At 59.1% G+C, this 20,820-nt stretch carries 18 protein-coding genes; 12 read left to right on the top strand and 6 right to left on the bottom strand.

Features of this window, described 5'->3' with window-relative positions; translation table 11 throughout:
- From ACIOWE_RS21035 to ACIOWE_RS21020, 4 genes are all read right to left on the bottom strand, one after another.
- On the bottom strand, window positions 1-149 hold a 149-nt coding region (locus ACIOWE_RS21035), incomplete at its 3' end, for a class I tRNA ligase family protein (protein ID WP_401395388.1).
- 267 nt (window positions 150-416) lie between these two features.
- On the bottom strand, window positions 417-812 hold the full coding sequence (locus tag ACIOWE_RS21030) for a DNA polymerase III subunit chi (RefSeq protein WP_401395356.1): 396 nt from the start codon (window positions 810-812) through the stop codon (window positions 417-419).
- Between the two features lie 8 nt (window positions 813-820).
- Window positions 821-1,249 (bottom strand): DNA polymerase III subunit chi, encoded by a 429-nt coding sequence (locus ACIOWE_RS21025; RefSeq protein WP_401395353.1) that lies wholly within the window; start codon window positions 1,247-1,249, stop codon window positions 821-823.
- Between the two features lie 60 nt (window positions 1,250-1,309).
- Entirely contained in the window at window positions 1,310-2,800 is a 1,491-nt protein-coding gene (locus ACIOWE_RS21020) for a leucyl aminopeptidase (RefSeq protein WP_201235101.1), read from the bottom strand.
- Window positions 2,801-3,108: 308 nt separating this feature from the next.
- On the opposite strand from ACIOWE_RS21020, the gene lptF reads away from it, so the two are divergent.
- The 8 genes from lptF (at window position 3,109) to pdxJ (ending at window position 11,525) form a co-directional block, all read left to right on the top strand.
- Window positions 3,109-4,230, top strand: a complete 1,122-nt coding sequence (gene lptF, locus ACIOWE_RS21015) for an LPS export ABC transporter permease LptF (protein ID WP_401395350.1) — start codon at window positions 3,109-3,111, stop codon at window positions 4,228-4,230.
- On the top strand, window positions 4,223-5,284 hold the full coding sequence (lptG, locus tag ACIOWE_RS21010) for an LPS export ABC transporter permease LptG (protein ID WP_401395347.1): 1,062 nt from the start codon (window positions 4,223-4,225) through the stop codon (window positions 5,282-5,284). The genes lptF and lptG overlap by 8 nt, the downstream gene beginning before the upstream one ends.
- A 173-nt stretch (window positions 5,285-5,457) precedes the next feature.
- Window positions 5,458-7,257, top strand: coding sequence for a translation elongation factor 4 (gene lepA / locus ACIOWE_RS21005; protein WP_016986097.1), 1,800 nt, complete (start codon window positions 5,458-5,460; stop codon window positions 7,255-7,257).
- Window positions 7,258-7,262: 5 nt separating this feature from the next.
- A complete protein-coding gene (gene lepB / locus ACIOWE_RS21000) occupies window positions 7,263-8,117 on the top strand; it encodes a signal peptidase I (RefSeq protein ID WP_213027637.1) in 855 nt (284 codons plus the stop codon).
- A 169-nt stretch (window positions 8,118-8,286) separates the two neighbouring features.
- The gene (gene rnc / locus ACIOWE_RS20995) at window positions 8,287-8,976 is read left to right on the top strand and encodes a ribonuclease III (RefSeq protein ID WP_103306375.1); all 690 of its coding nucleotides are present in this window, start codon (window positions 8,287-8,289) and stop codon (window positions 8,974-8,976) included.
- On the top strand, window positions 8,969-9,871 hold the full coding sequence (gene era, locus ACIOWE_RS20990) for a GTPase Era (RefSeq protein ID WP_003221935.1): 903 nt from the start codon (window positions 8,969-8,971) through the stop codon (window positions 9,869-9,871). Before rnc ends, era begins: the two co-directional genes overlap by 8 nt.
- Before the next feature lie 168 nt (window positions 9,872-10,039).
- Window positions 10,040-10,729, top strand: coding sequence for a DNA repair protein RecO (gene recO / locus ACIOWE_RS20985; protein WP_201235097.1), 690 nt, complete (start codon window positions 10,040-10,042; stop codon window positions 10,727-10,729).
- Window positions 10,730-10,778: 49 nt separating this feature from the next.
- Entirely contained in the window at window positions 10,779-11,525 is a 747-nt protein-coding gene (gene pdxJ, locus ACIOWE_RS20980) for a pyridoxine 5'-phosphate synthase (RefSeq protein WP_065118207.1), read from the top strand.
- A 127-nt stretch (window positions 11,526-11,652) separates the two neighbouring features.
- Here the strand turns inward: pdxJ and mltF are convergent, their stop codons facing one another.
- Window positions 11,653-13,113 carry a membrane-bound lytic murein transglycosylase MltF gene (gene mltF, locus ACIOWE_RS20975; RefSeq protein WP_401395341.1) on the bottom strand — a complete coding sequence of 487 codons (1,461 nt, stop codon included), beginning with the start codon at window positions 13,111-13,113 and terminating at the stop codon, window positions 11,653-11,655.
- 285 nt (window positions 13,114-13,398) lie between these two features.
- Between mltF and purL the strand changes: the two genes are divergently transcribed.
- Both purL and ACIOWE_RS20965 read left to right on the top strand, forming a co-directional pair.
- Window positions 13,399-17,295 (top strand): phosphoribosylformylglycinamidine synthase, encoded by a 3,897-nt coding sequence (gene purL, locus ACIOWE_RS20970; protein WP_401395338.1) that lies wholly within the window; start codon window positions 13,399-13,401, stop codon window positions 17,293-17,295.
- 5 nt (window positions 17,296-17,300) lie between these two features.
- Window positions 17,301-17,612, top strand: coding sequence for an NGG1p interacting factor NIF3 (locus ACIOWE_RS20965; protein ID WP_401395335.1), 312 nt, complete (start codon window positions 17,301-17,303; stop codon window positions 17,610-17,612).
- 678 nt (window positions 17,613-18,290) lie between these two features.
- Here the strand turns inward: ACIOWE_RS20965 and ACIOWE_RS20960 are convergent.
- A complete protein-coding gene (locus ACIOWE_RS20960; protein ID WP_401395332.1) occupies window positions 18,291-18,521 on the bottom strand; it encodes an EF-hand domain-containing protein in 231 nt (76 codons plus the stop codon).
- Between the two features lie 1,113 nt (window positions 18,522-19,634).
- On the opposite strand from ACIOWE_RS20960, the gene ACIOWE_RS20955 reads away from it, so the two are divergent.
- Together ACIOWE_RS20955 and ACIOWE_RS20950 are read left to right on the top strand one after the other, a co-directional pair.
- Complete coding sequence (locus ACIOWE_RS20955; RefSeq protein ID WP_401395329.1) at window positions 19,635-20,000, top strand: DUF6124 family protein; 366 nt, start codon at window positions 19,635-19,637, stop codon at window positions 19,998-20,000.
- A 336-nt stretch (window positions 20,001-20,336) separates the two neighbouring features.
- The gene (locus ACIOWE_RS20950) at window positions 20,337-20,798 is read left to right on the top strand and encodes a RidA family protein (protein ID WP_401395326.1); all 462 of its coding nucleotides are present in this window, start codon (window positions 20,337-20,339) and stop codon (window positions 20,796-20,798) included.
- Window positions 20,799-20,820 lie beyond the last annotated feature (22 nt).

Below are 20,820 nucleotides of genomic sequence, written 5' to 3'. Positions count from 1 at the left end.
TGACCCCGGTGCAGGCTGCCGGTGACGGTCGGCGGCGGGATCATGATGGTGTAGGAATCGCCCGCGCCTTGCGGTGCGAAGTAGTTCTCGGACTCCCAGGTGTTGTACCAGGAAGTTTCAATGGCGTGCGGCTGGTAGGTCTTATCCATGCGCGGCGGGACCCTATTGGCATTTATTCAGGAAAAGCCGGGAAGTATAGCGGGGCATGGGGCGCAGGGCGAGCGGGGCGGGCCGGATGGAGATCTAAATGTGATCGCGAACTCTGTGGCGAGGGAGCTTGCTCCCGCTCGGCTGCGCAGCAGTCGTAAACACTGCCACGCAAGCTTCGCGGACAAAACACTGTTGAATGGTTTTGGGGGCGCTTCGCACCCCAGCGGGAGCAAGCTCCCTCGCCACAAAAAATACCTGAGGCCGGGTTATTCGTACTGGCTGAGCAACCGTTCCATGCGCGCGTCGAGGCGGCGTTTGATTTCGGTTTCGATGTGCGGGGCGAAGTCGTCGATCACGTCTTGCATGATCAATTGCGCGGCAGCGCGCAGTTCGCTGTCCAGGTGCAGCAGGGCGTCCGGGCCTTTATCCACAGGGGGCACCGGTTTCGCAACGGGTGTCGGGGCTGGAGCGGGTGGCGGTTCGACGGCCGGCGGCTCGTTGCCAACCGAGTCGAACAGCATCGGAATCTGTTCCTGTTCACCGTCATCGACCGTATCGGTCAGCAAGGGCGGTTGCAGGTTGTCGTCGCCGAGCAACTGACGGATCGATTCGAGATCGTCCAGCAGGTGAGCGGACTTTTGCTGCGGTTTCGGAGTGTCCATTGGAGTGCTCAGAGTCGCTGTAAACGGTGATCTTGCAGAGGATAGCCCTGTTCGCGGTAGAAGCGAAAACTCTCCCGCGCCGCGGCTCGAATGGTCGGGTCTTCAACCACTACTTCCGCCACTCGGGCGAACTTGTTGGCGAAGACCGGGACTTTCAGGTCGAGATTGACCAGCAAATCCTGATGCTCGCCGCAGTCATCGCCCAAACCCAACACAATCAAACCGTCCGGTTCGCTGTCGGCAGGGCCGTGGGGCACGAAGCTTTCGCCCTTGAAGGCCCACAGGCGCGCATCGAGCTCATCACGCTGGGCCGCGTCGCTGCAATGCAGGTAGATGCGGTGGCCCATGCGCCAGGCTTTTTCGGTGAGCTTGCAGGCAAAATCCAGGCGTGCCGACGGATCGGCGCTGGGCAGGATATAGAAGTCGACTTTGGTCATTGCGGTTCCTGAGCCTTGAACGGCGCCACCCGAAGGCAGCGCCGCCGAGGTTCATCGGTTTCAGGCTTTGGCGCGATCCAGCAGGTATTGAGTCAGCAACGGAACCGGACGGCCAGTGGCGCCCTTGTCCTTGCCGCCGCTAGTCCATGCGGTACCAGCGATATCCAGGTGCGCCCAGTTGAGGTTCTTGGTGAAGCGCGACAGGAAGCAGGCAGCGGTGATGGTGCCGGCCTTCGGCCCGCCGATATTGGCGATGTCGGCAAACGGGCTGTCCAGTTGTTCCTGGTACTCGTCGAACAGCGGCAGTTGCCAGGCACGGTCATCGGCAGTCTTGCCGGCGCTGAGCAGTTGATTGATCAGTTCGTCATTGTTGCCCAGCAGGCCCGAGGTGTGAGCACCCAGGGCAACCACGCAGGCACCGGTCAGGGTGGCGATGTCGATCACTGCTTGTGGCTTGAAGCGCTCGGAGTAGGTCAGGGCATCGCACAGCACCAGACGGCCTTCGGCGTCGGTGTTGAGGATTTCCACGGTCTGGCCGCTCATGGTGGTGACGATGTCGCCGGGACGGGTCGCATTGCCGCTCGGCATGTTTTCCGCGCAGGCGAGGATGCACACCAGATTGATCGGCAGTTTCAGCTCAAGCACGGCGCGCAGGGTACCGAACACGGAGGCAGCGCCGCCCATGTCGTATTTCATTTCGTCCATGCCGGCGCCCGGCTTCAGGCTGATGCCGCCAGTATCGAAGGTGATGCCTTTACCGACCAGTGCGTACGGCTTCTCGGACTTCTTGCCGCCGTTGTATTGCATGACGATCAGGCGCGGCGGCTGGGCGCTGCCTTGGCCGACGGCGTAGAACGAGCCCATGCCCAGCGACTTGATCTTCTTCTCGTCGAGCACTTCGACTTTCAGATCCTTGAACTCTTTACCGAGGTTCTTGGCTTGTTCGCCAAGGAACGTCGGGTGGCAGATGTTCGGCGGCAGGTTGCCCAGATCGCGGGTGAACGCCATGCCGTTGGCGATCGCAGTGGCGTGATTCACAGCGCGTTGCACTTCGGCTTGTGCAGCCTTGATGGTCAGCAGGGTGATTTTCTTCAGCGCGCGCGGCTCGGCTTTCTGGCTCTTGAACTGGTCGAAGGTGTATTCGCCGTCGACCAGCGTTTCAGCCAGCAGACGGGTCTTGCCGTAGCTGTCGCGGTTTTTGACAATAATTTCATCCAGCGCCAAAACGGCATCGCTGCCGCCCAGGCCTTTCAGCGTGTTGAGGATGCCGGCAACGATTTTGCGGAACGGACGGTCGCCCAGTTCTTCATCCTTGCCCACGCCGACCAGCAGCACGCGTTCGGCTTTCAGGTTCGGCAGGCTGTGCAGCAGCAGGCTTTGGCCAACTTTGCCGGCCAGATCGCCACGCTTGAGTACCGCGCTGATCGCGCCGCCGCTCAGTTCGTCGACCTGCTTGGCGGCGACACCGAGTTTGCGGCCTTCGCCGACGGCAACCACCAGGGTGGCGGTTTTCAACGTTTCTGGGCTAACGCTTTTTACAACCAGTTCCATGTCCGGATCCCTGAATGAATGGTCAACATGCAGGCGTTCGACGGAGTCCGCAGTCGCCTGCTTATAGATAGAAGAGGCGCAGGCCAAAGCCTGCGACAAGGGCCGCAGTTTGAACCTCGCTCCCCGCGCCTGACAACCCTCGGTTGTACGATCTTCAACGTAATGCACACGCCGATGAGTGTGCGCAGTGACAGGCGCCCCCAATCACAGGATAATGCCGCATCTTTTTTCGACGGCTCTGCGTTGCGGGCCGGTCGATGTGTTTGCTTGTTTGGCCGCCTTAGCCTGACAACCCTGGAGTGTCTGGTTTGATCGTCTTCCGTTATCTGTCCCGCGAAGTCCTGTTGACCCTCAGCGCCGTGAGTGCCGTGCTGTTGGTCATCATCATGAGCGGTCGCTTCATCAAATACCTCGCTCAGGCCGCCGCCGGCCAGCTCGATCCGGGTTCGTTGTTCCTGATCATGGGCTTTCGCCTGCCGGGCTTCCTGCAACTGATTCTGCCGCTGGGTCTGTTCCTCGGGATACTGCTGGCCTACGGTCGCCTGTACCTCGAAAGCGAAATGACCGTGCTCTCGGCCACCGGCATGAGTCAGCAGCGCCTGCTGCGCATGACCCTGTTTCCGGCGACGCTGGTGGCACTGGTCGTGGCATGGTTGAGCCTGGGGCTGGCCCCGCAAGGCGCCAATCAGTTCCAACTGCTGCTGAACAAACAGGACGCGCTGACCGAGTTCGACACCCTTGAACCCGGTCGCTTCCAGGCCCTGCGTGACGGCACCCGGGTGACGTACACCGAGACCCTGAGCGACGATCGCGTCAACCTGGGTAGCGTGTTCATCTCGCAGAAGAACCTCGGCGCCGATCAGAAGGACCGCGGGATTTCTGTGCTGGTGGCCGAAAAGGGCCGTCAGGAAGTCCGTCCCGACGGCAATCGCTACCTGATCCTCGACAACGGCTACCGCTACGACGGCAGCCCGGGACTGGCTGATTACCGCGCCATTCATTACGAAACCTACGGTGTGCTGCTACCTAAACCGGACGTCAGCGAAGAAGTCACCGACCGTGACGCCATGCCGACCTCGTCTTTGCTGGGCAGTGACGACATTCGCTCGAAAACCGAACTGCAATGGCGTCTGTCCCTGCCATTGCTGGTATTTATCGTGACCTTGATGGCGGTGCCGTTGTCGCGAGTCAATCCGCGTCAAGGGCGTTTCCTCAAGCTTCTGCCGGCGATTCTTCTTTATATGGCTTACCTGACCATCCTGATTGCCGCCCGCGGCGCCCTTGAAAAAGGCAAGATCCCCCCGGCGCTCGGCTTGTGGTGGGTGCACGCGATCTTCCTGTTCATCGGCCTCGGTCTGCTTTACTGGGAGCCTTTGCGTCTGAAGATGGCCAGCCGTCGCGCCGCTGCGCTGGAGGTGGCCCGTGGTTAAACTCGACCGCTACATCGGCAGCAGCGTGTTCATGGCGATCATCGCCGTGCTGGCAATCATTCTCGGTCTGGCAACCCTGTTTGCCTTCATCGATGAGATGAGTGACGTCAGCGACACCTACACCTTGATGGATGTCCTGAGTTTCGTCTTGCTGACCGCGCCACGCCGGCTCTATGAAATGCTGCCGATGGCGGCGTTGATTGGCTGCCTGATCGGCCTCGGCAGTCTGGCCAGCAGCAGCGAACTGACCGTGATGCGTGCCGCTGGCGTGTCTATCGGCCGTATCGTCTGGGCGGTGATGAAACCGATGCTGGTGCTGATGCTGGCCGGTGTGTTGATCGGCGAATACGTCGCTCCAGCCACCGAAAGCATGGCTCAGGCCAATCGCTCGCTGGCTCAGGGCAGCGGCGACGCCCAAAGTGCCAAGCACGGTATGTGGCATCGTCAGGGTGAGGAGTTCATCCACATCAACGCCGTTCAGCCGAACGGTCTGTTGTATGGCGTGACCCGCTATCACTTCGACAAGGAGCGCCATCTGTTGAGTTCGAGTTTCGCCAAAAAGGCTGAATTCGACGGCACCAAATGGCAGCTTACCGACGTTGCCACCACGCTGTTTCATGAACGCAGCACTGAAGTCGTCAATACCCCGAGCGAGCAGTGGGACGTGGCGTTGAGCCCGCAACTGCTGAGCACTGTGGTCATGGCCCCGGAATCGCTGTCGATCAGCGGTCTGTGGGGTTACATCCACTATCTCTCCGAGCAAGGCTTGAGCAACGGCCGTTACTGGCTGGCATTTTGGGTCAAGGTGTTGCAACCGTTGGTGACTGCGGCGCTGGTGCTGATGGCCATTTCGTTCATCTTCGGTCCGCTGCGTTCGGTGACCCTCGGTCAGCGGGTGTTCACCGGCGTATTGGTGGGCTTCACCTTCCGTATCGTCCAGGATTTGCTCGGCCCTTCGAGCCTGGTGTTCGGTTTCTCGCCGCTGTTTGCGGTGCTGGTGCCGGCCGGTGTCTGTGCGCTCGCGGGTGTCTGGTTGCTGCGACGAGCCGGTTGATGAACAAGCTTTCATCCATCGTTTAAACCCTGAAAACGCCTCGGTCGACAGACCGGGGCGTTTTTGCATGCCATCCGGGTGACAGGCGAACGTGACGCTTGCGCCGTGTATCAGGTACAATTCCCGGCTATTTTTCGGCGGGCCATGCCTGCAGCCTTTTTGAGTGTTGATCCGTGAGTGATTTGAGTCATATCCGCAATTTCTCCATCATCGCCCACATTGACCATGGCAAGTCGACGCTGGCCGATCGCTTCATCCAGATGTGCGGCGGCCTGGCCGAGCGTGAAATGGAAGCCCAGGTACTGGATTCCATGGATCTGGAGCGTGAACGCGGGATCACCATCAAAGCCCACAGCGTCACCCTTTATTACACTGCCAAAGACGGCATCAAGTATCAGCTGAACTTCATTGACACCCCGGGCCACGTCGACTTCACCTACGAAGTCAGCCGTTCCCTGGCCGCGTGTGAAGGTGCGTTGCTGGTGGTCGATGCCGGTCAGGGTGTTGAAGCCCAGTCCGTGGCCAACTGCTACACCGCTATCGAGCAAGGCCTCGAGGTCATGCCGGTGCTGAACAAGATCGACCTGCCGCAGGCCGATCCTGATCGCGTCAAGGACGAGATCGAAAAGATCATCGGCATCGACGCCACCGACGCCGTCACCTGCAGCGCCAAAACCGGCCTGGGTGTCGACGAAGTGCTCGAGCGTCTGGTGCACACCATTCCTGCGCCGACCGGCAACATCGAAGATCCGCTGCAAGCGTTGATCATCGACTCCTGGTTCGACAACTACCTGGGCGTTGTCTCCCTGGTGCGCGTGCGTCATGGCCGCGTGAAGAAGGGCGACAAGATCCTCGTCAAGTCCACCGGCAAGATCCATCTGGTCGACAGCGTTGGTGTGTTCAATCCGAAACACACCGCCACCGCTGATCTCAAGGCCGGTGAAGTGGGCTTCATCATCGCCAGCATCAAGGACATTCACGGTGCACCGGTCGGTGACACCCTGACCCTGAGCTCGACGCCGGACGTTGAAGTGCTGCCAGGCTTCAAACGCATCCAGCCACAGGTTTACGCCGGTCTGTTCCCGGTCAGCTCCGATGACTTCGAGGATTTCCGCGAAGCGCTGCAGAAGCTGACCCTCAACGACTCGTCACTGCAATACACCCCGGAAAGCTCCGATGCACTGGGCTTCGGCTTCCGTTGCGGCTTCCTCGGCATGCTGCACATGGAAATCATCCAGGAGCGCCTCGAGCGCGAGTACGACCTGGACCTGATCACCACAGCGCCGACGGTAATCTTCGAACTGGTGCTGAAAACCGGTGAAACGATTTACGTCGACAACCCATCCAAGCTGCCGGATGTGTCATCGATCGAAGACATGCGCGAGCCGATCGTGCGCGCCAACATTCTTGTGCCGCAAGAGCACCTGGGCAACGTCATTACCCTGTGCATCGAGAAGCGTGGCGTTCAAGTCGACATGCTGTTCCTCGGCAATCAGGTGCAGGTCACTTACGACTTGCCGATGAACGAAGTGGTCCTCGACTTCTTCGACCGTCTCAAATCCACCAGCCGCGGCTATGCTTCGCTGGACTACCACTTCGATCGTTACCAATCGGCTAATCTGGTGAAACTGGACGTGCTGATCAACGGCGACAAGGTCGATGCTCTTGCATTGATCGTGCACCGTGACAACTCGCACTACAAAGGTCGCCAGTTGACCGAGAAGATGAAAGAGCTGATTCCTCGTCAGATGTTCGACGTGGCTATCCAGGCTGCCATTGGTGGTCAGATCGTTGCACGGACAACCGTCAAGGCACTCAGAAAGAACGTATTGGCCAAATGCTACGGTGGTGACGTCAGCCGTAAGAAGAAACTGCTCGAGAAGCAAAAGGCCGGTAAAAAACGCATGAAGCAAGTCGGTAACGTGGAAATTCCACAAGAAGCCTTCCTTGCAGTGCTCAGGTTGGATAGTTAGGTCCTATGTCACTAAATTTCCCGCTGTTGCTGGTCATCGCCGTGTTCGTCTGCGGCCTGTTGGCGTTGCTCGATCTGCTGATTCTGGCGCCGCGTCGGCGTGCTGCCATTGCCTCTTATCAAGGCAGTGTCAGCCAACCCGATATCGTGGTGGTCGAGAAACTGAACAAAGAGCCGCTGCTGGTTGAATACGGCAAGTCGTTCTTCCCGGTGTTGTTCATCGTGCTGGTCCTGCGTTCGTTCCTCGTGGAACCGTTCCAGATCCCGTCCGGCTCGATGAAACCGACCCTGGACGTCGGCGACTTCATTCTGGTGAACAAGTTTTCTTACGGGATCCGCCTGCCGGTGATCGACAAGAAAATCATCGAAGTCGGTGATCCGCAGCGCGGCGATGTGATGGTGTTCCGCTACCCGAGCGACCCGAACGTCAACTACATCAAGCGTGTAGTCGGCCTGCCGGGCGACACCGTGCGCTACACCGCCGACAAGCGTCTGTTCGTCAATGGCGAGTCGGTTGCCGAACAGTTGGCCGGTTCCGAGCCGGGCATGCTCGGCACTGCCGAGTTGTACAAAGAGAAACTCGGCGCCGCCGAGCATCTGATTCGCAAGGAAATGAACCGCAACCGCGCCATTCCTGACCATACCTGGACCGTGCCTGCCGGGCACTACTTCATGATGGGCGACAACCGCGACAACTCGAACGACAGCCGCTTCTGGGATGATCCGAACATTCCCAAGGATCTGCTGGGCATGGTTCCCGACCAGAATATCGTCGGCAAGGCCTTCGCGGTCTGGATGAGCTGGCCGGATCCGAAATTCAGTCATCTACCGAATTTCTCTCGGGTTGGCCTGATCAAGTAATCACACACGGCGCTGTTGACCACAGCGCCGAATGCATTTCTGGAGCCGGCACAATCGGCTTCGCTACAGCCAGGATTTAATTTTTGAACACAGCGTTAATTGTCCCAGGCCTGCGCCGTATCCCGGCGATGGCGGTGGAATCCAGCTTTGATCTCAGCGTGGGTAAACCGTGAGCGCCTCATTAAGTCGTCTCGAGCGTCAGCTCGGTTACACCTTCAAGGACCAGGAGCTGATGCTTCTGGCCCTTACGCACCGCAGTTTTGCCGGGCGCAACAATGAGCGTCTGGAGTTTCTCGGCGATGCCATCCTCAACTTCGTTGCCGGTGAGGCGCTGTTCGATCGTTTTCCGCTGGCCCGTGAAGGCCAGTTGTCGCGTTTGCGCGCACGCCTGGTAAAAGGTGAGACGCTGGCCGTACTGGCGCGTGGTTTCGACCTTGGTGATTACCTGCGTCTGGGCTCCGGTGAACTGAAAAGCGGCGGTTTTCGTCGCGAGTCGATCCTGGCCGATGCCCTCGAAGCGTTGATCGGTGCCATCTACCTCGATGCCGGTATGGATGTCGCTCGCGAACGCGTTCTGGCCTGGCTGGCCGGCGAGTTCGAAGGGCTGACGCTGGTCGACACCAACAAGGATCCCAAGACCCGTCTGCAGGAACACCTGCAATCACGCGGTTGCGAACTGCCTCGTTACGAAGTGGTGGATATCCAGGGTGAACCGCACTGCCGAACCTTCTTCGTCGAGTGCGAAGTTGTCTTACTGAATGAAAAAAGCCGAGGTCAGGGTGTGAGCCGTCGTATTGCCGAACAGGTAGCGGCCGCCGCAGCACTGATTGCCCTGGGCGTGGAGAATGGCAATGACTGATACAAACGCAACTCGCTGTGGCTATGTTGCCATCGTCGGCCGTCCCAACGTCGGCAAGTCGACGTTGTTGAACCACATCCTCGGCCAGAAGCTTGCGATCACCTCGCGCAAGCCGCAGACCACTCGTCACAACATGCTCGGGATCAAGACCGAAGGTGACGTGCAGGCGATCTACGTCGATACCCCCGGTATGCACAAGGGTGGCGAAAAGGCCCTGAACCGTTACATGAACAAAACCGCCTCGGCAGCGTTGAAAGACGTCGACGTGGTGATCTTCGTGGTCGACCGCACCAAGTGGACCGAAGAAGACCAGATGGTCCTGGAGCGCGTGCAGTACGTAACAGGCCCGCTGATCGTCGCGCTGAACAAGACCGATCGCATCGAAGACAAGGCCGAGCTGATGCCGCACCTGTCGTGGTTGCAGGAACAGTTGCCGAACGCCCAGATCATTCCGATTTCGGCGCAGCACGGGCACAACCTCGACGCGCTGGAAAAGGTCATTGCCGATCACCTGCCGGAGAACGATCACTTTTTCCCGGAAGACCAGATCACCGACCGCAGCAGCCGTTTCCTCGCCGCTGAACTGGTACGCGAGAAAATCATGCGCCAGATGGGCGCCGAGCTGCCGTACCAGATCACTGTCGAGATCGAAGAGTTCAAGCAGCAGGGCAAGACGCTGCACATCCACGCGCTGATTCTCGTCGAGCGTGATGGCCAGAAGAAGATCATCATTGGCGACAAGGGCGAGCGCATCAAACGCATCGGCACCGAAGCGCGCAAGGACATGGAGCTGCTGTTCGACTCCAAGATCATGCTCAACCTGTGGGTCAAGGTGAAGGGCGGCTGGTCCGACGACGAGCGTGCACTGCGTTCGCTGGGTTACGGCGACTTGTAACCGCGTCGATCTCCAGAACACCTTTACCTACTGTGGGAGCGAGCCTGCTCGCGAAGGGGATGTAACATTCAGCATTGATGTTGACTGTCACTCCGCTTTCGCGAGCAGGCTCGCTCCCACAGTGGTTTTGGGTTGTGTGTAAAACTGCGTTTCTTCATCGAGAACTCAATGTCGCAAAACCCACCTCCCGCCCAACCCGCCTACGTTCTGCATTCGCGCGCCTATCGCGAAACCAGCGCGCTGGTCGACTTCCTCACGCCGCAAGGTCGGCTGCGGGCGGTATTGCGCAGTGCGCGGGGCAAGGCCGGGACCTTGGCGCGACCGTTCGTGCCGCTGGAAGTGGAGTTTCGTGGCAAGGGTGAGCTGAAGAACGTCGGGCGCATGGAAAGTGCCGGTAACGCGACCTGGATGGTCGGCGAGGCGCTGTTCAGCGGTCTCTACCTCAATGAGTTGCTGATCCGTTTGCTCCCCGCTGAAGACCCGCATCCGGCGGTGTTCGATCATTACGCCGCAACGTTGTTGGCACTGGCCGAAGGCCGGCCGCTGGAACCGTTATTGCGCTCCTTCGAATGGCGCCTGCTGGATGACCTCGGTTACGGTTTCTCCCTGAACACCGATATTCATGGCGAACCGATCGCTGCGGATGGCCTCTATCGCCTGCAAGTGGACGCAGGACTCGAGCGCGTCTTCCTGTTGCAACCGGGTCTGTTCAACGGCGTTGAATTGCTAGCCATGGCCGAAGCCGACTGGTCGGCGCCCGGCGCACTGTCCGCGGCCAAACGCCTGATGCGTCAGGCACTGGCCGTTCATCTGGGCGGTCGTCCCCTTGTTAGCCGGGAGCTGTTTCGCAAGCCCTGATCTCACCGTATGCTGTGCGCCGAATCTTTTTCTTCAGGAGCGCGCATCCGTGACCACCAGCAATCGCATTCTTCTTGGCGTGAACATCGACCACGTCGCCACCCTGCGTCAGGCCCGTGGTACGCGCTACCCGGATCCGGTCAAGGCTGCGCTCGACGCAGAAGAGGCGGGCGCCGACGGCATCACTGTGCACCTGCGTGAAGACCGCCGACACATTCAAGAGCGTGACGTACTGCTGCTCAAGGATGTGCTGCAAACCCGTATGAACTTCGAAATGGGCGTCACCGAAGAAATGATGGCGTTCGCTGAGCGCATCCGCCCGGCGCACATTTGCCTGGTACCGGAAACCCGCCAGGAACTGACCACCGAGGGCGGTCTGGACGTGGCAGGGCAGGAAGAGCGCATCAGGGCAGCGGTTGAGCGTCTGTCGAAGATCGGCAGCGAAGTGTCGCTGTTCATCGACGCCGATGAGCGCCAGATTGCCGCGTCGAAGCGCGTAGGCGCTCCAGCGATCGAGCTGCACACCGGGCGTTATGCCGATGCCGAAACCCCGACTGAAGTGGCTGAAGAGCTCAAGCGTGTGGCGGACGGCGTGGCGTTTGGTCTGGCGCAGGGGCTGATCGTCAATGCCGGTCATGGTCTGCACTACCACAACGTCGAAGCCGTGGCGGCGATCAAGGGTATCAACGAACTGAACATCGGCCATGCGCTGGTGGCGCATGCGTTGTTCGTTGGCTTCAAGTCTGCCGTCTCCGAGATGAAGGCGCTGATCCTGGCTGCTGCTTTGAAAGGTTAAAGGCCGAGGCATATCCCCTGTGGGAGCGAGCCTGCTCGCGAAAGCGGTGTATTAGTCAACAATGATGTCGACTGACACGACGCCTTCGCGAGCAGGCTCACTCCTACATTTGTTTTTGGGGTGTTTGTTAGAGCGGGGCAGGTTCTTGCGCCGGTTTCGATTTGTCGATCCCTGGCACATGCAGATTGCCTTCAGCGACCTGATCGCCCTCAAGCTGCGGCTGGGTCACCCAAGTCAAAATGTCGTAATAACGACGGATGTTCGCCACAAAGTGCACTGGCTCGCCGCCCCGGGCGTAGCCGTAGCGGGTCTTGCTGTACCACTGCTTCTGCGACAGGCGCGGCAGCATCTTCTTCACATCCAGCCACTTGTCCGGATTCAGGCCTTCGCGGGATGCCAGTTTGCGCGCGTCATCCAGGTGACCGCTGCCGACGTTATACGCCGCCAGGGCAAACCAGGTGCGATCCGGCTCCTGAATCGAATCGTCGAGCTGATCCTTCATGTAGGCGAGGTACTTGGCGCCGCCCATGATGCTTTGCTTCGGATCCAGACGATTGGATACGCCCATCGCCTGAGCGGTGTTCTGCGTCAGCATCATCAAGCCGCGTACGCCGGTTTTCGAAGTGACCGTCGGTTGCCACAGCGATTCCTGATAACCGATCGCGGCGAGCAGGCGCCAGTCGACTTTTTCTTTCTTGGCGTAGGTCTTGAAGTGCTGTTCGTACTTGGGCAGGCGCTGCTGCAAGTGCTGGGCAAACGTCGTGGCGCCCATGTAGCCGAGGACGTCGACATGCCCGTAATAGCGATCTTTCAGGCGTTGCAGGGTGCCGTTTTTCTGCACCTTGTCGAGATAGGCGTTGATCTCGTTGAGCAGGCTGTTGTCTTCACCCGGGCCCACGGCCCAGCTCTGGCTGCGCGCGTCACCGAGGTCGAAGGCTACGCGAATGTTGGTGAAGTACACCTGATTCATCGCCACTTCGTTGGAGTCGACCAGTGTCAGGTCGATCTGACCTTCGTCGACCATGCGCAGCAGGTCGACTACCTCGACGGCGTCGGATTCTTCGTATTCGATGCCCGGATATTTCTTTTTCAGCTCGGCCAGTTGTTCGGCGTGGGTGCTGCCCTTGAGCACCATGATCTTCTTGCCGACCAGATCACCGGGGTCGGTCGGCCGTGACTGGCCGTTGCGATAAATGATCTGTGGAGTGACTTCAAGGTAGGAGTGGGAGAACCGCACCTGTTTCTTGCGTTGTTCGCTGCTGACCAGGCCGGCTGCAGCCAGGACCGGGCCGTTCGGTTTACCGATCTGGTCAAACAGGTCGTCGAGGTTGTCGGCGGTCTCGATCTTCAGTTCCACACCCAAATCGTCGGCGAAACGCTTCACCAGCTCGTATTCGAAGCCGGTTTCACCGCTGCGATCCTGAAAGTAGGTGGCGGGGCTGTTACGGGTAATCACCCGCAGCACACCATCCTCCTTTACGCGCTCGAGTGTGTTGGGTTTATCAACACAGCCACCGAGCATCAGGAAGAGTCCGGTTGCGATCAGCCATTTGGCGTACCGCGGACGCAAAGCCGTTGGGAAAAACATTTGCGCAGTATACGCAAAGGACCACGGGCGCCATATCTCGACAGTTGAGGGCAGGTCTGCTAGAGATCACAAAACTGACCGAAACCCCGCAGGAATGGGGCCGTAGGGCATTTTGTTACAGTAAAAATAAGCCGTCGTCACACCCCGGGTAAATTTGACTCTCAAGGCAGAAACACAGATCGACATCGCAGTGCAACCGTGCGTAGCGTTTCGGGTGATGTTGAGGGCGGTTTAGGCTAGAATGCACGGCCTCAAAGCACACCCCTTCCCGAGGCTGTCCCGAAGATGTTGATCCTGCGCGGCGCTCCTGCCCTTTCTGCCTTTCGCCACAGCAAACTCCTTGAGCAACTGAGCCAGAAGGTTCCGGCTGTCAGTTGCTTGTATGCTGAATTCGCTCACTTCGCCGAAGTTACCGGCGTCCTGACCGGCGACGAACAGCAGGTGCTTGCGCGCCTTCTGAAGTACGGCCCAAGTGTTCCGGTACAAGAGCCGACCGGCCGTCTGTTCCTGGTGTTGCCGCGTTTCGGCACCATCTCGCCATGGTCGAGCAAGGCCAGCGACATCGCTCGCAACTGCGGCCTGAGCAAGATCCAGCGTCTGGAGCGCGGTATCGCGTTCTACGTTGCCGGTCAGTTCAGCGAAGCCGAAGCCCGGCAGATTGCCGATGTCCTGCATGACCGCATGACGCAAATCGTTCTGGCCAATCTGGAACAGGCCGCCGGTCTGTTCAGCCACGCCGAACCGAAGCCGCTGACGGCGATCGACATCCTCGGTGGCGGTCGCGCCGCGCTGGAAAAAGCCAACACCGAGCTGGGCCTGGCCCTGGCTGAAGACGAGATCGACTATCTGGTCGACGCCTTCAACGGTCTCATGCGCAACCCGCACGACATCGAACTGATGATGTTCGCCCAGGCCAACTCCGAGCACTGCCGCCACAAGATCTTCAACGCCAGTTGGGATATTGATGGCCAGAGCCAGGAAAAAAGCCTGTTCGGCATGTTCCAGAACACCTATCAGATGCACAGCGATGGCGTGCTGTCCGCTTATATGGACAACGCTTCGGTGATCGTCGGCAACGTCGCCGGCCGCTTCTTCCCGGATCCGGAAACCCGCCAGTACGGCGCGGTGCAGGAGCCGGTGCACATCCTGATGAAGGTTGAAACCCACAACCACCCGACCGCGATTGCCCCGTTCCCGGGCGCGTCTACCGGTTCCGGTGGCGAAATTCGTGACGAAGGCGCAACCGGTCGTGGCGCCAAGCCAAAGGCTGGCCTGACCGGTTTCACCGTGTCCAACCTGCAGATCCCGGGCTTCGAACAGCCATGGGAAGTGCCGTACGGCAAGCCTGAGCGCATCGTCACCGCGCTGGACATCATGATCGAGGGCCCGCTCGGCGGCGCCGCGTTCAACAACGAATTCGGCCGTCCGGCCCTGACCGGTTACTTCCGTACCTTCGAACAGTCGATCACCACCCCGCACGGTGACGAAGTTCGCGGTTACCACAAGCCGATCATGCTGGCCGGCGGTATGGGCAACATCCGCGAAGAACATGTCAAGAAAGGCGAGATCGTCGTCGGCTCCAAGCTGATCGTGCTCGGCGGCCCGGCGATGCTGATTGGTCTGGGTGGCGGCGCTGCCTCCTCCATGGCCACCGGCACCAGCTCGGCGGATCTGGACTTCGCTTCCGTGCAGCGTGAAAACCCTGAAATGGAGCGTCGTTGCCAGGAAGTCATCGACCGTTGCTGGCAACTGGGTGACAAGAACCCGATCAGCTTCATCCACGACGTCGGCGCGGGCGGTCTGTCCAACGCCTTCCCGGAACTGGTCAACGACGGCGACCGCGGTGGCCGTTTCGAACTGCGCAACATTCCAAACGACGAGCCGGGCATGGCCCCGCACGAAATCTGGTCCAACGAATCCCAGGAACGTTACGTTCTGGCCGTCGGCCCGGAAGACTTCGCACGCTTCCAGGCGATCTGCGAACGCGAGCGCTGCCCGTTTGCCGTCGTCGGTGAAGCCACCGCCGAACCGCAACTGACCGTGACCGACAGCCACTTCGGCAACAACCCGGTGGATATGCCACTGGAAGTGTTGCTGGGTAAAGCTCCGCGCATGCACCGTTCGGTAACCCGTGAAGCCGAACTGGGCGATGACTTCGATCCGTCGAACCTCGACATCAGCGAGTCCATCGAACGCGTTCTGCATCATCCGGCAGTCGCCAGCAAGAGCTTCCTGATCACCATCGGCGACCGCACCATCACCGGCCTTGTTGCCCGTGACCAAATGGTTGGCCCATGGCAGGTTCCGGTGGCCGACGTTGCCGTCACCGCCACCAGTTTCGACGTCTACACCGGCGAAGCGATGGCGATGGGCGAGCGTACTCCGCTGGCACTGCTGGACGCTCCGGCGTCGGGCCGCATGGCCATCGGCGAAACCCTGACCAACATTGCCGCTTCGCGCATCAACAAGATCTCCGACATCAAACTGTCGGCGAACTGGATGTCGGCTGCCGGCCACCCGGGCGAAGACGCGCGTCTGTACGACACCGTGAAAGCGGTCGGTATGGAACTGTGCCCTGAGCTGGGCATTACCATTCCGGTGGGCAAGGACTCGATGTCCATGGCCACCCGTTGGAACGACAACGGCGAAGAAAAAACCGTAACCTCGCCGATGTCGCTGATCGTGACCGGTTTCGCGCCAGTGGCTGACATCCGTCAGACCCTGACCCCAGAACTGCGCATGGACAAGGGCACCACCGACCTGATCCTGATCGACCTCGGTCGCGGTCAGAACCGCATGGGCGCCTCGATCCTTGCTCAGGTTCACGGCAAGCTCGGCAAACATGCTCCGGACGTTGATGACGCCGAAGACCTGAAAGCCTTCTTCGCAGTGATCCAGGGCCTCAACGCCGACGGTCACCTGCTGGCTTACCACGACCGTTCCGACGGTGGTCTGCTGACTTCCGTGGTGGAAATGGCTTTCGCCGGTCACTGCGGTCTGAGCCTGAACCTGGACAGCGTTGCCGAGTCCTCGGCGGAAATCGCCGCGATCCTGTTCAACGAAGAACTGGGTGCCGTCATCCAGGTTCGTCAGGACGCCACGCCAGACATCCTCGCGCAATTCAGCGCCGCCGGTCTGGGCGACTGCGTTTCCGTGATCGGTCAGCCGATCAACAATGGCCAGATCAACATCACCTTCAACGGTGACACCGTGTTCGAAGGCCAGCGTCGTCTGCTGCAACGTCAGTGGGCCGAGACCAGCTATCAGATCCAGCGTCTGCGCGACAACGCCGACTGCGCCGAACAAGAGTTCGACGTGCTGCTGGAAGAAGACAATCCGGGCTTGAGCGTCAAGCTGAGCTACGACGTCAATCAGGACATCGCTGCGCCTTACATCAAGAAAGGCATCCGCCCACAGGTTGCCGTGCTGCGTGAGCAGGGCGTCAACGGTCAGGTGGAAATGGCCGCTGCGTTCGACCGCGCCGGTTTCAACGCGATCGACGTGCACATGAGCGACATTCTCGCCGGCCGTGTCGACCTGAACGAGTTCAAAGGTCTGGTGGCTTGCGGTGGTTTCTCCTACGGCGACGTTCTCGGCGCCGGTGAAGGCTGGGCCAAGTCGGCACTGTTCAACAGCCGTGCCCGCGATGCGTTCCAGGGTTTCTTCGAGCGAAACGACAGCTTCACCCTCGGTGTGTGCAACGGTTGCCAGATGATGTCCAACCTGCACGAACTGATTCCGGGCAGCGAGTTCTGGCCGCACTTCGTGCGCAACCGCTCCGAGCAGTTCGAAGCGCGCGTGGCGATGGTGCAGATCCAGGAATCGAACTCGATCTTCCTGCAGGGCATGGCCGGTTCGCGTATGCCGATCGCCATTGCTCACGGTGAAGGTCACGCCGAGTTCTCCAGCGAAGAAGCACTGCTGGAAGCCGATCTGTCGGGTTGCGTGGCGATGCGTTTCGTCGACAACCATGGCAAGGTCACCGAGCGTTATCCGGCCAACCCGAACGGTTCGCCGCGCGGGATCACCGGTCTCACCAGCCGTGATGGCCGTGTGACGATCATGATGCCGCACCCGGAGCGTGTGTTCCGTGCCGTGCAGAACTCGTGGCGTTCGGAGGACTGGAACGAGGACGCACCTTGGATGCGTATGTTCCGTAACGCTCGTGTGTGGGTGAACTAAGCGTCGTGTACAAGCTCGCGTTTTTTGTTCCTGACAGTCATGTCGAGGTGGTCAAAGGGGCTGTGTTCGCTGCCGGTGGTGGGCGGATCGGTGACTATGATCACTGTGCGTGGCAGGTGCTTGGTTTGGGCCAGTTTCGACCGTTGGACGGCAGTCAGCCGTTTATGGGTGAGGCGGGGCAGGTTGAGCGGGTTGAGGAGTGGAAGGTTGAGCTTGTGGTGGCGGATGAGTTGATTCCTGCGGTAGTGGCGGCTCTGAAGTTGAGCCATCCCTACGAGACGCCGGCTTATGAGGTGTGGCGGCTGGAAGATTTCTGATCTTTCTTGCTGCTGAAACGGGAAACCCGCAGATGAGTGATTGTCTGCGGGTTTTTTGTTGTCCCCGATTTTGTATGCCAATTGATCCCACTGTGGGAGCTGGCTTGCCAGCGATGGCGGCCGTTCAGACGATGGATTTCTTTCTGACTGAGTACATATCCATTTCTGCGGTAACGGCCGCTCAGGGTTCCGCCCTTACGGCGGGTCACTTTGGCAAACGCCCCAAAGTAACCAAAGGTCTGTGCCCTGACGCACGGCCCTCGCTTAGGCTCGGGTTCCTTCGCTCCGGGATCGATCCGGGCGCATCGCCTACGGTTTGCTGCGCTGCACCTCCTCTCGATGCATTTGGCTGCGCCAAACGGTCGCTGCGCTCCCACCCCCGGATCAATCCCTCCACTCAGCCTTCCGACGGGCTCTGAGATCAAGGGCTGCAGGCGAGCTAACGCTCGGCCTGTTGAGTGGGGCGGCTTTGCCGCGGGGTGTTCGCGAATCGAAACTTTGGGAGCTGGCTTGCCAGCGATGGCGGCCTGATAGCCGACCAATCTGTAGCAGACTGAACACATCCACCTGTAGGAGTGAGCCTGCTCGTGATAGCGACCTCACAGCCAACCAATCACCCGCAGGTGTACTCAACCCCTGCGGTAGCCTGGCTTGCCAGGGATGTCGGCTTGGCAGTGACTATTCAGTGGGTTTTGTATTTTGGCTATCCAGATATTCTTCCAGGCTGAGGCCGTCATCATGATTCCGATTGAATTCAGCCCAGACTGACTCTCTGAGTGTCTTGCCGTAGCCCTTGGTCCCTTTGGTGAATTCCTCGATGGTTATGCTTCCGTCCTGGTTTGCATCGAGTTCTCTGTAGGTTTTTATCAGGTGTTCTCGTTGTTCAGCGTCCGTCATTTTCTTTGCCATGTCGCAGTCATCCTTTATGAATTGAGTGCAGGTTTATCGAGGCTACGACTTGAAAACGACCTGATTTAATCAACGTATTAATTTCAGTCCAGTCGGTCAACTGTCAGACCTGACAGTTGACAGTGCCGACAGTGTGGGAGCTGGCTTGCCAGCGATGGCGCCTGTGCAGGTAATGATGTTCTGACTGACCGGGTACATATCCATTTCTGCGGTAACGGCCGCTCAGGGTTCCGCCCTTACGGCGGGTCACCTTTTCCAAACGCCGAAAAGGTAACCCAAAAGGCTTTACCCTGACGTTCGGCCCTCGCTTAGGCTCGGGTTCCTTCGCTCCGGAATTGATCCGGGCGCATCGCCTACGGTTTGCTGCGCTGCACCTCCTCTCGATGCATTTGGCTGCGCCAAACGGTCGCTGCGCTCCCACCCCCGGATCAATCCCTCCACTCAGCCTTCCGACGGGCTCTGAGATCAAGGGCTGCAGGCGAGCTAACGCTCGGCCTGTTGAGTGGGGCGGCTTTGCCGCGGGGTGTTCGCGAATCGAAACTTTGGGAGCTGGCCTTACTGCCGACCTTTTTCTTGCAGATGCACTTAGTCCAACATGTAGGAGTGAGCCTGCTCGCGATAGCGACCTCACAGCCGACCAAAAAATCGCAGATGTACCCAATCCCTGTGGGAGTCTGGCTTGCCAGCGATGGCGCCCTGACAGCCGCCCTTTCTCTAGCGGAATGCACACAAAACCCACTGTGGGAGCTAGCCTGCTGGCGATGGGGGCAATCCAGTCAACGTAGAGATTTGGTCTGTTTAAATCTGTGTCGAAATAGCAGAACCTTCCCACGATGTTTTCAGGTTGTCCGTCGGACGTCCGCTCTCTAGGCTCTGTCTGTCGCTGAAGGTTCAGTGATCGGGTGTGAGAACCCGCCGAGCTTGAAACTAGCATCAGTACGATCATAATTGCCGCCGGCTAATTAGCTGTCGCAATGCTCTATGGCGGCTGTGTGCGGGCAGACTTTGGTCTGGCCGGTTTTCTGCTCACCGGTTTCTCACTCCGCACATAGCTGCCACCCTTTGCCACGTGAGAAATGGTTACGGATGGCTCCAATTGCGAGCAGAGTTTTTATGTCCGATAAAGTTGTTCCAGATCCACCCCACGAAACCACAACCCCACTCGAAGAAGCCCTCCACGCCGAAGAAATGGTCCGAAACCGCGAAGCCATCAAGCGCGCCCTCGACTTTTACCTCTGTCCCGACCCCGCAAAACCTCGCCGACCCAGCACGATGTTCCTCGTCCATCCCGGTATCGACACCGAAAGCCTGCTCGCCCACGCCTGCGAATCGCTGGCCTCGGCTAGCGCCGCCGCCAGCAACTTTGCCAACGAGTTAACCGGTGCGCAGCGCAGCACGGCACTGGGCATCCAGCAAATCGTCATGCTCGCTGAATTGGCAGTAAACCGAGCACTGGACCGGGTCGACCCACAAACCTGACTCATCAGGCTCACCGCGTCATCGTCCTTCGCGAGCAAGCTCGCTCTCGCAGTCTGAAATCCTTTCTCCTGTGGGACAGGTTTGCTGGCGAAGCGCATTTACGAACGTGACTGAAGTGCCGCTGGTAACAAGGCTGCCCCTCATAGGAGGCTCTGAATTGCCACCGGTTGTGTATTTGCGACTACTGCACGGGAGTCCTCGCTACCATGCCGGCCGGCTTGCTGTTTCCAGCTTATTAGCCGGGCAGGAATTTCTTGTAAGGACGGGTTTTGATGGATGGCCGTTGAGTCGGTCATTCACGCGTGCCCGATATTCGATTGGACTAAGGATGGAACAGTGAAAAAACTTCTATGGATGGCAGTCAGCGTTTTAACGGTGACGTTGACGGGATGTGCGGACACGGAACGGGGGAATTCCGGCTCCGAAGGCAATGTTCAATTCTATGATTCCGGGCGTTTCAATCTGCCGTTTTCCGATGGTGTGCGTGCAGGCAATGTGTTCTACACCTCGGGGGAAATCGGCGACAAGGCAGGGTCTGACAAAGTGGTCCCTGGCGGCATCGAAGCTGAATCGCGCCAGGCACTGGATAACATCAAGCACACGCTTCAAGTTAATGGTTATGAATTGAAAGACGTGATCAAGTGCACGGTGATGTTGGCTGATATCAAGGAATGGCCAGCGTTCAATGAGGTGTACAAGGACTACTTCAAGAAACCGTACCCGGCGCGCAGTGCTTTTGGCGGTAATCAACTGGCCTACGATGCTCGAATGGAAATTGAGTGTATCGCCGCCAAGTAAGCTGAATCCTCAGTAGGCGCTG

The organism is Pseudomonas sp. NPDC087598 (assembly GCF_044743525.1).
In the GTDB taxonomy this organism is placed as follows: domain Bacteria; phylum Pseudomonadota; class Gammaproteobacteria; order Pseudomonadales; family Pseudomonadaceae; genus Aquipseudomonas.
The sequence above is the reverse complement of the archived record's forward strand: the minus strand, read 5'-3'. Positions and strand labels throughout refer to the sequence as shown.